Source organism: uncultured Sneathiella sp. (assembly GCF_963976355.1).
In the GTDB taxonomy this organism is placed as follows: domain Bacteria; phylum Pseudomonadota; class Alphaproteobacteria; order Sneathiellales; family Sneathiellaceae; genus Sneathiella.
This window is the reverse complement of the sequence record NZ_CAXBKA010000004.1, coordinates 294,021-308,966: the sequence shown is the minus strand read 5'-3', so window position 1 is coordinate 308,966 and position 14,946 is coordinate 294,021. Positions and strand designations below refer to the sequence as shown.

At 49.8% G+C, this 14,946-nt stretch carries 13 protein-coding genes; 2 read left to right on the top strand and 11 right to left on the bottom strand.

Annotation, left to right across the window (positions count from 1 at the left end; all coding sequences use genetic code 11):
* Nucleotides 1-223: 223 nt before the first annotated feature.
* Nucleotides 224-943, top strand: a complete 720-nt coding sequence (locus tag AAC599_RS11705) for an HAD family hydrolase (protein ID WP_340150581.1) — start codon at nt 224-226, stop codon at nt 941-943.
* 23 nt (nt 944-966) lie between these two features.
* Here AAC599_RS11705 and AAC599_RS11700 read toward each other — a convergent pair whose 3' ends face one another.
* From AAC599_RS11700 to AAC599_RS11690, 3 genes are all read right to left on the bottom strand, one after another.
* On the bottom strand, nt 967-2,625 hold the full coding sequence (locus tag AAC599_RS11700; RefSeq protein WP_340150580.1) for a hypothetical protein: 1,659 nt from the start codon (nt 2,623-2,625) through the stop codon (nt 967-969).
* Nucleotides 2,626-2,781: 156 nt separating this feature from the next.
* Nucleotides 2,782-4,329, bottom strand: coding sequence for an alanine/glycine:cation symporter family protein (locus AAC599_RS11695; RefSeq protein ID WP_340150579.1), 1,548 nt, complete (start codon nt 4,327-4,329; stop codon nt 2,782-2,784).
* 11 nt (nt 4,330-4,340) lie between these two features.
* Nucleotides 4,341-4,778 (bottom strand): universal stress protein, encoded by a 438-nt coding sequence (locus AAC599_RS11690; protein ID WP_340150578.1) that lies wholly within the window; start codon nt 4,776-4,778, stop codon nt 4,341-4,343.
* A 533-nt stretch (nt 4,779-5,311) separates the two neighbouring features.
* On the opposite strand from AAC599_RS11690, the gene AAC599_RS11685 reads away from it, so the two are divergent.
* Nucleotides 5,312-6,136 (top strand): enoyl-CoA hydratase, encoded by an 825-nt coding sequence (locus AAC599_RS11685; RefSeq protein ID WP_340150577.1) that lies wholly within the window; start codon nt 5,312-5,314, stop codon nt 6,134-6,136.
* A 55-nt stretch (nt 6,137-6,191) separates the two neighbouring features.
* On the opposite strand, the gene AAC599_RS11680 is transcribed toward AAC599_RS11685, so the two are convergent.
* The 8 genes from AAC599_RS11680 to AAC599_RS11645 all read right to left on the bottom strand — a co-directional run bounded on the left by AAC599_RS11680 (nt 6,192) and on the right by AAC599_RS11645 (nt 14,350).
* Nucleotides 6,192-6,458, bottom strand: a complete 267-nt coding sequence (locus AAC599_RS11680) for a hypothetical protein (RefSeq protein WP_340150576.1) — start codon at nt 6,456-6,458, stop codon at nt 6,192-6,194.
* 40 nt (nt 6,459-6,498) lie between these two features.
* Nucleotides 6,499-6,708 carry a dodecin gene (locus AAC599_RS11675; RefSeq protein ID WP_340150575.1) on the bottom strand — a complete coding sequence of 70 codons (210 nt, stop codon included), beginning with the start codon at nt 6,706-6,708 and terminating at the stop codon, nt 6,499-6,501.
* 270 nt (nt 6,709-6,978) lie between these two features.
* The gene (locus AAC599_RS11670) at nt 6,979-8,013 is read right to left on the bottom strand and encodes a TRAP transporter substrate-binding protein (protein WP_340150574.1); all 1,035 of its coding nucleotides are present in this window, start codon (nt 8,011-8,013) and stop codon (nt 6,979-6,981) included.
* 74 nt (nt 8,014-8,087) lie between these two features.
* Nucleotides 8,088-9,410, bottom strand: a complete 1,323-nt coding sequence (locus AAC599_RS11665; RefSeq protein ID WP_340150573.1) for a TRAP transporter large permease subunit — start codon at nt 9,408-9,410, stop codon at nt 8,088-8,090.
* Entirely contained in the window at nt 9,410-9,904 is a 495-nt protein-coding gene (locus tag AAC599_RS11660; RefSeq protein WP_340150572.1) for a TRAP transporter small permease subunit, read from the bottom strand. Before AAC599_RS11660 ends, AAC599_RS11665 begins: the two co-directional genes overlap by 1 nt.
* A gap of 8 nt (nt 9,905-9,912) precedes the next feature.
* Complete coding sequence (locus tag AAC599_RS11655) at nt 9,913-10,677, bottom strand: N-formylglutamate amidohydrolase (protein ID WP_340150571.1); 765 nt, start codon at nt 10,675-10,677, stop codon at nt 9,913-9,915.
* Nucleotides 10,678-10,810: 133 nt separating this feature from the next.
* The gene (locus AAC599_RS11650) at nt 10,811-12,037 is read right to left on the bottom strand and encodes an MFS transporter (RefSeq protein WP_340150570.1); all 1,227 of its coding nucleotides are present in this window, start codon (nt 12,035-12,037) and stop codon (nt 10,811-10,813) included.
* 234 nt (nt 12,038-12,271) lie between these two features.
* Entirely contained in the window at nt 12,272-14,350 is a 2,079-nt protein-coding gene (locus AAC599_RS11645; protein ID WP_340150569.1) for an EAL domain-containing protein, read from the bottom strand.
* Between the last annotated feature and the right edge of the window lie 596 nt (nt 14,351-14,946).

Below are 14,946 nucleotides of genomic sequence, written 5' to 3'. Positions count from 1 at the left end.
GGTTAAAATTCAAAATAGCAGACAAATGTGACGCAACGCTAAACCTGAGTACCAATTCTAATCCTTATTCGAATTTCGCAGCCATAAAAACCTACACTCAGGCAACATATAAGTACTTGTTCAGAAAGATGAGAAGTAAGAGTCTTCCACTCCATATCGAACATGTAACAAACATCTGAAATTTGCCTATAATAAGGCTTTTCAGTTTGATGAAGGAAATTCAATGTCCTCGCATAGAGTAAAAGCACTTTATTTTGATGTGTTTGGCACAGTTGTGGACTGGTACTCCTCGGTAACAAGGGAAGGCCAGAAGCTGTCCGAAAAGCTGGGTCAACCTGTTCCGTGGGGCGAATTTGTGACGAAATGGCGGGTGGAAGGTTACCTCAAGGCACTTGGCGAGATTTCTTCTGGTAATGCAGCCATTACTCCAACTGAAACAATTCACAGGAACAAACTTACTGCTCTGCTGGATGAATATGGCGTGACCGGCTTGAGTGATTCCGAGATCACTCATTTTAACAGAGTATGGAACCGGCTTGATGCATGGGACGATGCGCGCGAAGGGCTCTTGCTGCTCAAGAAAGACTTCATGATTCTTCCGTTCTCCAACGGGGATATCCGTTGTCTTCTGGATATAAGCCGATGCAATGAGTTGCCTTGGGATGGGATTATCTCGGCAGATTTTTTCAAGAAAGTGAAGCCGGATCCAACGATCTATCATGATGCCGCAGAACTTCTTCAGTTCGATCCATCGGAAATTATGATGGTTGCTTGCCATGCGCAGGATTTAATCGGCGCGAGTAATGCGGGTTTCGAGACAGCGTATGTAAATCGCCCTTTTGAATATGGCCCTGATGGGTTCGTCGAAGAGAAGCCCGTATCTTTTGACTATGACGTCGACAGTTTCATCGAACTTGCGGAAATTTTAAGCGATGCAAGGTGAGCCCGTTTCGCTCATGGTTGACATTAGTCCAGCTCTATATTTTCCTCCGGTATCTCGCTGCCCTGAATTCGGTTGCTGATAATCCATTTATTAAGCGGCGTGTTGCTGGCGCCCGAGGAATAATTCTTTAATGTTGAGTAAAAGATATAGAATTTATCGCCAACCGGCTCCGCCGTCGCTACCTGATACTGATCCCACTCGTAGAAATAGGTCGTTTCCGTTCCGCTCATAGTGATTTTGCCACTGGAGCTCACATCAACATCGTCAATTTGAGTCTCGCTTGTGGATTCGGTGCGATGGACCTTTTCCGTATTGACGACGAGGCGCTTGATCTCTCCAACATAATCATAGTCGGGGTTTTGCAGGGTTTTCATTGCAATCTCGACCAGTTCAGTATCGTCGGTCGCGGATTTGGGCATACGGACCAGTTGGCGCGCTTTATTGTAGTTTTCTTCATAGCGTCCAACCACATCGTCGATCCGTGCGAGGAGAGCAACTCTCTCTTCATATGTATCATGCTTGAGCAGCTTCGCATATTCCGCCGCCTCACTAACCAGGAGGCGCTTTCCTGCGAGTGTCTGCCGGACCTCATCGGCACGGCCTTCCGTCAGGAAATGCTGGGCTTGTTGTTGACGATCTGACGGATCGAATCCATCAAAGAAGGACAGGCTGTCGGCTTCTATTTCGACGTTGCGCGTCAGGTTGGCGGAAAAGGTATTTACCTCATTATCAATTTTGCCGACGACTTCCCGGAGGTATCGCTCCATCCTGTCCACATCTCTGATGTCATAGGCACCGCCTTCCTCGACAGTTGCGCGGGTTTCAGGCAGATAGGCCCGTTTCTTAATCTCGGGAAGGGGTTGATAGATTTGTATCGCTGCCTTTCGGGCTGCGGCGAGGGATCGGAGCCAGTTTGCCAACTCACCATTTTTAAAGGGTTGTTGTGGTGTATTGGGGATGGCCAGCCCGCTAATTTCTGCATTGATAGCCGACAGGCGTTCTTGCACATTTCCAAGTTCCGCCAGCTCTTTTGCGGCATGATCTTTACCGAACTGAGCCATTGCTTCAAATTTTTGAAAGGCGTTGCTGGCCGCGACGACATCCGGGTCTTCAGCGAAGTCGGAAAACCGACCGAGAGCCGTACGATATTTGTCGAGCGCGTTATCTATTTTTTCGACATAGCCCGGATCCTGGAACGGCTTGGGGCCCGCCTTGTCTACTGTATCCATGGCGCTTTCGACATCCCGTTTGAGCTTTTTAACCTGGACACGCTGATGGGAAATCATTTGTGCGGATGTCGTTTGGGAATTGGCCTTAGCTGCCGGCTGCGAGCTGGATTTTGCCTGAGTGGAAGTCTGGGAAGACTGTGTATTGCTGCTTGCGGACGGATCAAGCAGGGAATTGAGTTGAGCTACCAGAGCATTATAGCGTTCATCCGCCGCCTTCCATGCTGGCTGGGAATGATCTGCTGCGCTGTCGAGCCGCTGACGCGTCAATTTCAACAGTTTTAATGTCCGGTTTACCGTACTCTTGTTGACATTCGTTTTCCCTGCGAACTGCTGTTCATATCGTTCAATGTCCGCCATTGAATCGGAGACATTTTTGTCGACGGCAGTATCGGCAACGGCGGTGCCCATAAAGATAAAAGAGAGCAGAAGTGCGGCAGAGATCAGTCTTCGCATGTCAGAAAATTCCGTAGGCTGTTAGTGTAGAAGGCGTATTTTAATATACTGTTGCTTATTACTGCGAACGAGGAAATGACATTAATTTATAAGTCTTTGCGGCGCAAGTTCAGGGCGTGAATTGGAGGTGTCCTGAAAAGGACACCTCCGGCAGTATCAGTTTTTAAACTTCCGGATTTCACCGGAAGCAAGACGTTCGCGATAGGAATAGAATTCCTTTTTTACAATCTTCATCAGGAAGTAAAGCGCGAAGATGTTGACGACAGCCATGGCGAAAATGGCCGCATCAGAGAAGTCGATAACCGGTCCAAGGCTTGCCGCTGCGCCGATAATCACGAAGGCGCAGAAGATCAGCTTGAAGATCAACTCCGTCGTTTTCCCTTCACCAAAGAGGTAGGTCCAGGCTTTCAGGCCATAGTAGGACCAGGAAATCATCGTTGAGAAGGCAAACAGAATTACCGCGATCGCGAGAACATACGGGAACCAGCTAATCGCGGAACCAAAGGCCGCAGATGTCAGAGCAACGCCCGAGGTGCCACCCACCGTTGCGATTGATGATCCATCAAGCACATAATTGCCAGTTGCCGGATCAATAATCAATTGACCTGTGATCGTAATAACCAGTGCCGTCATGGTACAGATGACAACTGTATCGATGAAAGGCTCCAGCAGAGATACAACTCCCTCCGTGACAGGCTCTTTTGTCCTAACGGCGGAATGCGCAATCGCAGCGGAACCAACACCGGCCTCGTTAGAGAAGGCAGCCCGCTTGAATCCCTGGATCAGCGCGCCGACAAATCCACCGGCGATGCCGAGACCTGTAAAGGCACCTTCAAAAATTTGGCCGAAAGCCCAGGCAATCTGATCATAATTCACGATGAGGATGATAATGGCGGCTGCCACATACATGATGCCCATGAACGGGACAACTTTCTCCGTTACCCGCGCGATTGACTTCATACCGCCGACAATAACGGCAAAAACGATGATGGCGAAGGCCACACCTGTAATCCAGCCCGGATATTCGCCTACGATGCCGGCAATCTGTGCATGGGCCTGGTTGGCCTGGAACATATTGCCGCCACCAAGCGATCCCAGAATACAGAAAATAGCGAAGAGAATGGCGAGTAGCTTGCCACCCGGAATGCCAAGTTCTTTGAACCCTTTCGAAATATAATACATCGGACCACCGGAAACGGTCCCGTCTTCATATTCGTTACGGTACTTCACACCCAAGGTACATTCCGTGAATTTTGAGGCCATGCCGAGTAGTCCGGCAAGGATCATCCAGAATGTTGCGCCCGGCCCCCCGATGCCAACGGCAACGGCGACGCCAGCAATATTACCGAGGCCAACCGTGCCGGAAAGTGCGGTCGCAAGCGCCTGGAAATGGCTTACTTCACCTGCGTCGTTCGGATCGGAATAATCACCTTTTACCAAGCTGATGGCATGTCCAAAAAAGCGAAATTGTACGAAACCGAAATAAATGGTGAAAATTGATGCCGCAATCACCAGCCACATGACGATCCAGGGAAAGCTGGTGCCCGGAATGGGAGCAAAAATCAGGCCGACAAAGGGCCCTGTGACTGTCGCGAATGCTTCATTGACTTTCTGGTCCAACGTCATTGCCTCTTGGGCAAACGCAGGACTGACCGCGAGCATTGCCGCGATCTGTACAAACAATGCTGTAAATACTTTTCTCATAACAACCCCCTCTATCCAATCACCGTTACCGGGACATGTGCGCTCATCACCAGATTGGACGTTGAGCTTCCGAAAAAGCGCTCGGCCAAACCGCCGCTGGAAGAGCGGCCGATAATAATCTGCTCGGCATTCTCTTCCTTGGCGACCGTATTAAGGATCTCTGCGACATGACCGTGCCGAACGACACCACGCGCCTGAAGGCCCGCTTTCTTCAACTCTTCCACCGCAGGATCGACGACCCTTTGCATCGCGGTAGAGATTTCGTTTTCACGGCGTTTATGCCGCTCTGCATTTTCTTCAGGTGTCTGGAATGAATAGGGTGACCATTCAACGACATAGACGACCAGAAGCTCACAGTCCTTGATGAGGCCAGCAAGTCGCTTGCCATACTCAAGTACGCGCTCCCCCGATTTATGGCCGTCAAGACCAATAACCAGTGTTGTTGCCATCTTCTCTTCCCCTCCTCTAGATTGCCAATCGGCTAAAAATATCCTCGAAAGATGAAACTGCTTTCGAAAATTGGGGGAAAACCGGAAATTGGCTTTTACGCGAATATTTCATAAATTTATCCCCCGGTTGTCATGATAGGTTAAAAATCACAGACGGGGAATAAACTTGAGAATTGTTTTCAACTGGCCCGTAAACAAGATAGTTTTTTTGCATAGTCTATCTGCTGGATGCGTAGTAAAAGAAGCATCGGCTGTTTTGTTTAAATTATAAATTTCAATAGGATGCGGAAAAATTGAATTTGGGAAAAGCCGCATGCTATCAGATAGCGGTATTTAACCGGTAAAGCGAAAGAAAACCGCCTCAATTTATTGATTCTATTGTTCAGGAATGGAAAATTGATGAATTTCAGTCTGATTCGCCATACTGGGATCAATCCGAACGGTATGTCCGCAATGAAAAATCAAAACACGAGAAGACGCCATTCTTAAATTCGGTTAGGGTAATATTCCGTCAAAAATAAAAAGGAACCACAATGGCGTATGAACATATAATGTTTGAGAAAAATGATGGAATTGCGATTGTAACTCTTAACCGGCCAGACAAACTAAATGCCTGGACCCGGATCATGGAACGGGAAGTTCGCAATGCCGTGGAAGACGCGGATAAAGACGATGGTATCCGCGTTATTGTGCTGACCGGCGCAGGGAGGGGCTTTTGCGCAGGCGCCGATATGGATCTTCTTAGCGGGATCGAGGATGGCTCGGAAAAGCGCGAACCGGGCGCAGTATACGGAACCGAGCCTTATAACGTCGCGATCCGGGCTGATTTCCAAACGCAATATTCTTATTTCCCATCTATCAGCAAACCTATCATTGGTGCAATTAACGGGCCCGCCGCCGGGCTCGGTATGGTTATCTCGCTTTACTGCGATATGCGGTTCGCCAGTCGGGAGGCTGTCTTCATGACGGCGTTTGCCAAGCGGGGCCTGATTGCGGAGCATGGGATTTCATGGATGTTACCTCAGCTGATCGGTCATTCCGCGGCCCTTGATCTTTTGTTGTCTTCGCGCAAGGTAACAGCGGAGGAGGCCTTGAGGCTTGGGCTTGTTAATCAGGTCCATGACGCCGATGCGCTGCTACCCGCAGTGATCGCTTATGCAAAAGATCTTGCAAATAATGTCTCTCCGCGTTCGATGGCGGTGATGAAACGTCAAGTATATACCGCCCAGTTCCAGACATTGAGTGAGGCCGTTGCAACGGGAAATGAGGAGATGTTGAAAAGCTTCGCGAGCGAGGACTTCAAGGAAGGGGTTGCACATTTCCTTGAAAAGCGGCCCGCCAATTTTTCCGGAAAATAAGCTTAGCTCGTATCGTCACCCCGACGCCTGACAGGGTGACGATCCTGAAACATGATCAGCTTTCAGGATGTTTGGCCGCTAGCTGAGCTCTCAAGTTTGAAATGTTGGAGAGCAGTTCCGCCGTGCTTGTCGGCTTCTCTGCCGGTGGCATATTCTCCTGTTCTGCCCGAAGAAGCGCACGAATATCATCTTCCCAGGCTTTCAGAATTTCGCTCTGGTTTTCCGGCGTGAGATTGGTGTCATTCAGGACATCATGCGGAGTATCATAGTGATCTGCCGGGTCTTCGCGTAATTTATCGAGATCAAACGGTTTGTTTGCCATCATATCCTCCTTCGGTTGATAAAAAGAAACTCAATGTCGGCTAGTCTTCATAGCGAAACCCAAGTTTCAGGATAACCTGATAGTGAGCAACCGCCCCGTCTTTGACATGTCCCCGGATTTCCTTTGTTTCAAACCACTCGATATTGCGAATGGTCTTGGACGCCTTGGCGATTGCCTGCTCAATCGCGTCCTCAACGGAAGTGGATGAGCTTCCAACCAGCTCGGTAATAGAATAAATATTGTCACTCATTATACTTGCTCCTTTCTAATAAGGGTGCGCAGAGATAGGCCTTTATAGCTTGGGGATTTGCCAATGTTCCCCGTCTCCTTCATCCTGTAAGTCGGTATCAAGGATGACAATAATAAGGCAGCGGTAGGTATAGGATCGTTGTGCCTTGCCGGAAGGCGCGTTCAGCCAAGCGCGTAGTGCCGCACTGCCACCTGCCGACTATTTTTCTGCTATTATAAGAGTTAGGTAGGAGAGAGGCGGAATGCAACCTGTGCACTCCGCCCGGGAACATCAGCCATACCGGTAAGGACGCCCGGCTTTTTGCATATCGGCGTTATATTGCTTGAATATATCGACGACTTTCTTTTTTGTGGGAGATTCAGAGGCGATCTCATCCCAGAAAACCGTGGCGGCCTGCTCCACCGTATCCCACTCCGCGTCCGGAATGGTGGTAAGCTCCATTTTTGTGCCATTGACCCGGAGTGAGGCTTCGCCGCCCCAATACCACCACTGCCGATAATAATGCGAGGAATCAAAAGTGATTTTGACCAGCTCTTTCAGATTTTCCGGCAGTTCATTCCACCGGTCCATGTTGGCGAAGAATGAGCCTGCCCAGGCGCCGGAAATATTGTTGGTCAGGAAGTAATTCGTGACGTCCGCCCAGCCAACTGTGTAGTCCTCGGTAATCCCGGACCAGGCAATGCCGTCGAGCTCACCGGTCTGAACGGCGACTTCAATGTCTTCCCATGGCAGGGTAACGGGAACGACGCCAAACTGGCTCAGGAATCTTCCGGCAGTCGGGAAGGTGAAAACCCGCTTGCCTTTCAGGTCCTCTAGGCTGTTGATCGGATCCTTGGTTGCGAAATGGCAGGGGTCCCAGGCGCCGGCTGAAATATGCTTTACTCCGACCTTCGAGTATTCTTCATCCCAGATTTCATTCAGTCCATATTGATTGAAGAGGACCGGCACATCGAGGGAATAGCGGCTGGCAAACGGGAAATAACCGCCAAAAACGGTAACCTCGGTTGGAGAAGCCATGGAGTCGTCGTCGGACTGCACCGCATCGATAGTACCTTTTTGCATGGCACGAAAGAGTTCGCCTGTCGGAACCAGCTGATCGGCAAAATAAAGCTCGATCTGCATCTGGTCTCCGGCAATTTTGTTGAAACTGTCGATGGCAGGTTTGATGACATGCTCAGCAAGGGCAGGACCGGCATAAGTTTGCAGGCGCCACTTGATCGTTGATTGTGCATGAACTGCAGGCGCGGCGAATGAAGAAGCGGCAGCAACACCAGCGCCTTTAATAAAACTACGTCTTGTCGTCATTTCTATCTCCTTCTTTTTTAAGATTGGCATTGGTATTCCAACACCGTCTTTCTTCCCGGTCAGCCGGGTTATCGTTATTTCCCGTAAATATAATCCGGCAGCCAGAGTGCGATCTCGGGGAATGCCATTACCAGACCAAGCGCAAAGATCATCACGCCGACAAACGGCAGAATGGACCCGTAAATGTCACGAAGTGTAATCTCTGGCGGGGCCATCGCCCGCATCAGGAATAAATTATAGCCAAAGGGCGGTGTCATATAGGCAATCTGTGTCGTGATGGTGTAGAGCACGCCGTACCAGATTAGGTCGAAGCCGAGCTCGCCGACCAGAGGAATATATAGTGGAGCAACGATGACCAGCATTGCCGTGTCGTCAAGGAAGGTTCCCATTAACAGGAATGAAAGCTGCATCAAGATCAGGATCACCCAGGGTGACAGGCCCAGCTGTTCGGTAAACAAATTTTCGATCGCTTTAACAGCGCCAAGTCCATCAAATACCGCACCGAAACCAAGCGCCGCCAGGATAATCCACATGAACATGCAGGAGATGCCAAGGGTCTGGCGAACCGAGTTTTCAAAGACCTGCCGGGTCATGCGCTTTTTGAGGACTGCGGCAACGAAAGCGGTTAGTGCGCCGATAGCCGAGCTTTCTACAAGGCTGGTCCAGCCATTAACAAAAGGCACCATCATCGCCGCGAAAATGGCAAGCGGTAACAGGCCGGCACGTAGAAGCCGAAGTTTCTCGGCCATGCCGACATCTCTCGCTTCCGCCTTGAGCGCCGGACCGAGTGAGGGGTTAATGCGGCAGCGAATGGCGATGTAGAGGATAAAGAATGCTGCCATCATCAGGCCGGGCAGGATGCCGGCCAGCCATAACTGGCCGACGGGCTGACGGGCTATCATAGCGTAAAGCACCAGAACGACTGAGGGGGGCACGAGAATGCCGAGAGAGGACCCGGCCTGTATAACGCCGGTGACCATGCGTTTGTCATAACCGCGCCTGAGAAGCTCCGGCAAGGCGATGGTGGCGCCGATGGCCATACCAGCGACGGAAAGACCGTTCATCGCTGAGATCAGCACCATCAGCGCGATCGTACCAATCGCGAGGCCGCCGTTTATCGGACCCATCCAGATATGAAACATTTTGTAAAGATCATCGGCAATCCGGGATTCTGATAGGACATACCCCATGAATATGAACATCGGTAACGTCAGGAGCGGATACCATTTCATCAGCTTCATGGCGGAAGCGAAGGGAATGTCGGCCCCTCCCGTTCCCCAAAGCAGCAAGGCGGATATCGCCGCGACGGCACCGATAGCGCCGAACACCCTCTGACCGGTTAAAAGCAGGAGCATCATGCTTGAAAACATCAGGAGGGCGATCATCTCATAGGACATCAGGCGGCCTCGCTTTTGAGTTTCAGAATGTCCTTGAAAAGCTCCGAGACTGCTTGCAGCAGCATCATGACAATGCCGAGGCACATTACGATTTTGATAGGCCAGATATAGGGGCGCCAGGCCGTCGGACTGCGCTCTCCGTACTCCAGTGAATAAATCGTACTTTCGAAACCGCCATAAAGGAGAACACCGAGATAGAACAAAAGCATGAACACGGTAGCCGTATCGAAGGCCGCTTTGCGCCTGTCGGACCAGTTTGCATAGAACAAATCCATGCGGACGTTTGATCCGAGTTGGATGGAGTATGCGCCGCCGAGGATATAATATCCCACCATTAAGAATTGGGCGATTTCAAGTGTCCAGAGAGAGGGCAAGAAAAAGGTTTTCGAGATGGAAGACCATAGCAAGACGGCCATCATGGCGAAGATACCATACATGATGAAACGGCCGACACGGTAGTTGATCTTGTCAACAACGCGGATATATGCGGCCATCCAACGCCTCATGCGGTGCGGACCCTTGTCTTTTCGCGGGTTATTGCGAAAAGAGCCTGTTGAAGAAGATTACAGAGCGTGCCGGCAACCGCTTTTTGGGAGTTGACATCACGGATCAGGTCATTCCGGATCTCGAACATGACATTCAATCTGCCCTTGTCAACTGCATGGACTTTGAGCGTATGGGTGACGCCGTCAGAGGCGCTGTAGGGTTCATTCCGCTGAATGTCATAGATTGTGGCATTTTTCGCAACCGAGAGCAGAGCATCTGCGAGCCGCGTATCTGTATCGTGAAGAATGCCGATTTCCACGTCACGTTTCTCTCCTGAATATACAGGCGTAAAGCTGTGGATCGTAACAATAACGGAATTGTCTTTTACGGCGCTGGTGATCCTCTTTTTGAAGGGCATGTAAAACTGTTGAATGCGCTGGTTTTTCTCGAACGCTGATAAGTCCTTGTTGCCGGGAATGGTAATTCCATCGCTCTCCTCGCAGATTGCATCTTTCTGATCGGGGGATCGATTGCAGTCATACAGTAACCGGGAATATTCACATGCGACCAGAGAGGCATTCAGTTGTTCTTGCAGGTTTTTTGCGACGGCCAATGCACCGGGGTCCCATGCAATGTGGCTCATCTGTTCGTCGGGAGTTAGCCCTAGACCGTTGTATTTTTCAGGGATGAAGTTGCTCGCATGTTCGCAAACGAGGAGGATAGACATGCCTTCGTCACGAAGGCTTTTTATATTTTGTTCCGGTTCGGTCACATCCTGCATTCTAACTCCGCACCTCTGCTCCCTATAAACTTCCCTGCCCCGCAATCTGTTGTCAATAGATTTTGAAATTTCCCTATGGTCCTGAAAAGGACGCATCGTTGGGCGCGGGAAGGATCGGCGGATGGTCCGTGGATTAAGCGGGCAATGGCTTTTTGGGAGGTTTGTAGAATGCGAAAATAATCTGTGCGGTGCCGGCAAACAGTCCCAAACTCACCCCGATCTGCAGGGCCAGATTATACGACCCCAACTGGTCAAACAGCCACCCGCCACCGAATGCGCCCATAAAGCTGCCGATCTGATGACTGAAAAAGGCAAATCCCTGGATCATTGCCTGCCAGCGCAAACCGAACATTTCAACAACAGACCCGGCAACCAGCGGAGAAACGCCAAGCCACAAAAATCCCATGACCGCCGCGAACAGGATTGTTGTCGAGGGCGTCGGCGGCAGCATGAAATATAAGGCAATGACCAGTGAGCGCGATATATATATCATGCCAAGCAGGACCATCTTTGGCCATCTGCCGCCTGCCCAGCCAAAGAAAATGCTGCCAAGGACGTTGAATCCGGCAATGATGCCAAGCGCCGATGCGCCAAGCATCGGGTCCATTCCGCAGAGAAGAAGATAGGACGGCAAATGGGTGGTGATAAAGATGAGCTGCATGCCGCAGACAAAATAGGCGATTGCCATCACCACAAATGGAACATGGCGAAACGCGACGCCAATTGCGGCACCTGCTGATAGCCTGTCGGTATTGTCGGGAGACAATTCTAGTGGTGCCTCTTTATCGACCCGCCCGGCTATCCAGGCAGAGGGCACGATTAAAAGGGCAAGTATTGCAAATCCGATAAGACCGACCCGCCAGTCGTAAAATGATTCTAGGAATTGACCCAATGGAGCAGTCATGATCGCGCCGACCGATCCCGCGGCGGAGACAATGCCGAGCGCGGTACTCCGGATGGACGCGGGCACCAATCGGGATGTCACCGAGAGGGTCATGGCAAAAGAGGCGCAGGCCATTGCGACACCGACACAAAGCCCGGCGCCCAAAATCACCATGAGGACACCATTTGCACTTGCAAGAAGCGACATGCCGATGACATAGGAAATGGCGCCGGCCACCATGACCGGCCGGAAACCCCAGCGATCGGCAAACATGCCCGCCAAAGGCTGGAAAATGCCCCAGATCAGGTTTTGAATAGCAATTGCAAAAGTGAAGTCCGTAATGGTGACAGCGATGTCGCCGGTCAAGGACGGCATGAATAGCCCCAGGCTTTGCCGCAATCCGAAACTCAAGCTGAGCATGATCGCTGCGGCAATAAGAATGGGGAGAACAGGCTTGAGGGCAGCGGTGTTGTTCATAATATTTAGAATTCTTATTGTTTTTATTGACGATAGTACAGCTGGCCGGCTGTTGGCAAATGATGTTTGGGAAATGTGGCCGGAAAAGCTCTACTCCGATTCAACGGGATTGACAATCCGAAACACAGGTTTTGAATGAGGACAGGGACGCCTCAGTCCGTGGTTTGAAAAAAGAAGTTGTACCCCGAGGCCGGACAAGGCCTCAGGCTCTATAGGAGTCGTCTGATAATCCAGCTAGACGTTGGATACGAGTGCCAGTTTATACCCTTTGTTCGAGGTAGCCGCATTTTCTTCGGGGTTGACCATTCGTTCTATGCCCGAAAATGGCATTGGTTTTCCAAAGAAGTAACCCTGAGCTTCGAGGCACCCAATTTCTCTCAGGAAATTGAGATCTTCCTGGTCCTCAACGCCTTCTGCTAGCGAGCTGATCTGTAGCCCGTTGGCCAATACGATTGTTGCGCGGGCAATAGCCGCTGAATGAGGACTTCCAGACACACCGCTAATAAAGGAACGATCAATTTTGATCTTGTCAAAAGGAAAGGCCTGCAGCATCGAAAGAGAAGAATAACCGGTACCAAAGTCATCCATCGCAAGGGATATGCCGATTTGCTTCAATTTTTGCACGACATGCAACGTATGAAGATGGTCTTCTATAATGCTGGTTTCTGTAATTTCGAGTTCCAGCCTTTGATGCGCAAGGCACGTTTCTTTCAGAATTTGACGCACCTTTGCGGGAAGGTCACCTGCTGTCAATTGCGCCGGTGCGACGTTTACCGCAATTTTATATGGTTTGCTCCACTTTGCTGCGCATTCGCATGCAGTACGGAGAACCCACTCGCCAATAGGGATAATCAATCCTGTTTCTTCAGCAAGTGGAATAAAGTCATTCGGAGAAATCAGGCCTCGCTCAGCGTGATTCCAGCGCAGCAAAACCTCAAAACCGATGAGGTCGCCAGTCGTTACATCATTTTGTGGCTGATAATATAGTTCGAGTTCGTCACGCTCAATGGCATGTCTTAAGTCCATCGCCAGAGCACTAAGAGTGCGCTTCTCCTCGTCAATATTACGATCATAAACCACAATGTTGGCGCCTTTGTTATGTGCCGCTCTGGTAAGAGCGAGCTCAGCTTGACCCGGGAGAAGGGCAATCTCATCGGCATTTTCTGGGAAGTGGGAAATGCCGGCGTTCAGATGCAGATTAAATAATTGTCCGTTATCCTCGATGGGAGCCTCAACAGCCAATTCCAGCTTCTGAAAAAACGAGCTGATACTGCTATTCGAAAACAACTGCATTGAAATCGCAACCAGCGTATCGCCCCGGCCTCGCGCAATTATCTCATTCTCTGTGCAAGCTTTTGAAAGCCGCTCTGCGACGATACAGATAACGCGGTCATTTACATGCTGACCATGGACTTCCCGTATCTGGCGCAGACCTTCCAATTCCAGTAGCGCAAAAGCGAGTTTCGCCGTCATATTTCCTTTGTCGAAGTAGCTGCTTTCCATCTTTTGCAAAGCTTTCTGGAAGAGCGGCAACCCGGTGAGGGGATCTGTCTGCGACAGGTGACGAATATGTTCTGCTGCTTCGATTTTGCTTTTGCTGTCGAGGATATTCAGAGAAAAGCCGGATCCGACCATTAGAACCATGACGCCAATCGTGCCGAAAATCAGAAGTTTATCTGGAAGTAGTGACGGGGGCACATAAACGTTCGGATCAGCTGTAATGGAAAAAGCGGCCATACCGACAAAATGTGTGAGCAGGATGGCAAGAAAAAAGCTGAGCGCCGAGCCGTAACGGCAAAACCGTGTCACGGGACGGGCGATCCTGTTTGCCGTAATGGCACCAAAAAACATACCCAGCAAGATAGAAGCTATGACGAGCGTTTTGTCCCAATGGGTCTCGCCCGCCACAATATAGGCGGACATGCCCATGTAATGCATCAACGCGATCCCGCCGCCCACAATTAGGCCGCCGAGCTCAATAAAAGTGCTGGATTTCGTAACGGCCGAAACCAGGAATCCCAGAATGCAAACAAAAATAATCGTAAAAAACGAAGCGATGGTTAGGTTGGGCTGATAGCCGCAGGTTACTCCGGGCTGAAAGCTTACCATGGCCAGAAAATGCGTACTCCAGATCGTGCATCCGCCCGCGAGCCCGGCGACAAAAACCCAATGGGCTTTTTTAACGCCTGTTGTAACCCGTGTCCGCTCAAACAGCCGGACTGTTATAACGGATCCGATAGCGCACAGGGCCAAGGCCAGCACAGCGATATCCAGGCTGTGCCCGTGAACAAGATGGAGAAATGAAGCAGTCATGAAAATGAAAACCAAAGCTGAATTTATTCAAAATAGCTGTGGAGGCTAACCCCAATAGATGAAGTAATTGTAAACAAATTCTGCTGAATAAGAATGAATATAATAGTAACTCGATCAACTTATCAGAGCGCGGCCATGAAATAATTCTTAATAAATGAGTTTTATTACTATTCAATAACAATCAAAAAGAGAATTTTATAATGGCTGCTTATTTACCGAAAATGATGAAAGCATATTATTAAAAGATGATATCAAGTAAAGTTGATTTGAATCAAAGTTTTCCCGCGTATTATTTGAGTAACGTGACGGCGCACACATTCTATATGGTTTTTGGCCAATATTCGATGCAAATCAGGGTTTGACCTTTTCCAAGGTTGAGTGTCGGGACGGTAAGATATAAAACCCTAACGCATATTATTATCATTAATGATGTTATCCAATTAAAGACCAGTTATCCGGAGTAAAATTGTGCTATTTAAGCTTTGTCATTTGATAAAGTGAACGATGATGGATGTTTATGGCATGATTCCGACGTGAGACATCCGTTGAGGCTTGTTGCCGTTTCTGCCCATTGTTAGGTTTGAAGGATTGAGAGC

Excerpts from the sequence above, each read along its gene's own strand:
- AAC599_RS11700 (WP_340150580.1), bottom strand. The coding sequence starts at position 2,625 with ATGCGAAGACTGATCTCTGCCGCACTTCTGCTCTCTTTTATCTTTATG.
- AAC599_RS11665 (WP_340150573.1), bottom strand. The coding sequence starts at position 9,410 with ATGTCCTATGAGATGATCGCCCTCCTGATGTTTTCAAGCATGATGCTC.
- AAC599_RS11680 (WP_340150576.1), bottom strand. The coding sequence starts at position 6,458 with ATGGCAAACAAACCGTTTGATCTCGATAAATTACGCGAAGACCCGGCA.
- AAC599_RS11705 (WP_340150581.1), top strand. The coding sequence starts at position 224 with ATGTCCTCGCATAGAGTAAAAGCACTTTATTTTGATGTGTTTGGCACA.
- AAC599_RS11655 (WP_340150571.1), bottom strand. The coding sequence starts at position 10,677 with ATGCAGGATGTGACCGAACCGGAACAAAATATAAAAAGCCTTCGTGAC.
- AAC599_RS11685 (WP_340150577.1), top strand. The coding sequence starts at position 5,312 with ATGGCGTATGAACATATAATGTTTGAGAAAAATGATGGAATTGCGATT.
- AAC599_RS11675 (WP_340150575.1), bottom strand. The coding sequence starts at position 6,708 with ATGAGTGACAATATTTATTCTATTACCGAGCTGGTTGGAAGCTCATCC.
- AAC599_RS11660 (WP_340150572.1), bottom strand. The coding sequence starts at position 9,904 with ATGGCCGCATATATCCGCGTTGTTGACAAGATCAACTACCGTGTCGGC.
- AAC599_RS11695 (WP_340150579.1), bottom strand. The coding sequence starts at position 4,329 with ATGAGAAAAGTATTTACAGCATTGTTTGTACAGATCGCGGCAATGCTC.
- AAC599_RS11690 (WP_340150578.1), bottom strand. The coding sequence starts at position 4,778 with ATGGCAACAACACTGGTTATTGGTCTTGACGGCCATAAATCGGGGGAG.
- AAC599_RS11650 (WP_340150570.1), bottom strand. The coding sequence starts at position 12,037 with ATGAACAACACCGCTGCCCTCAAGCCTGTTCTCCCCATTCTTATTGCC.
- AAC599_RS11645 (WP_340150569.1), bottom strand. The coding sequence starts at position 14,350 with ATGACTGCTTCATTTCTCCATCTTGTTCACGGGCACAGCCTGGATATC.
- AAC599_RS11670 (WP_340150574.1), bottom strand. The coding sequence starts at position 8,013 with ATGACGACAAGACGTAGTTTTATTAAAGGCGCTGGTGTTGCTGCCGCT.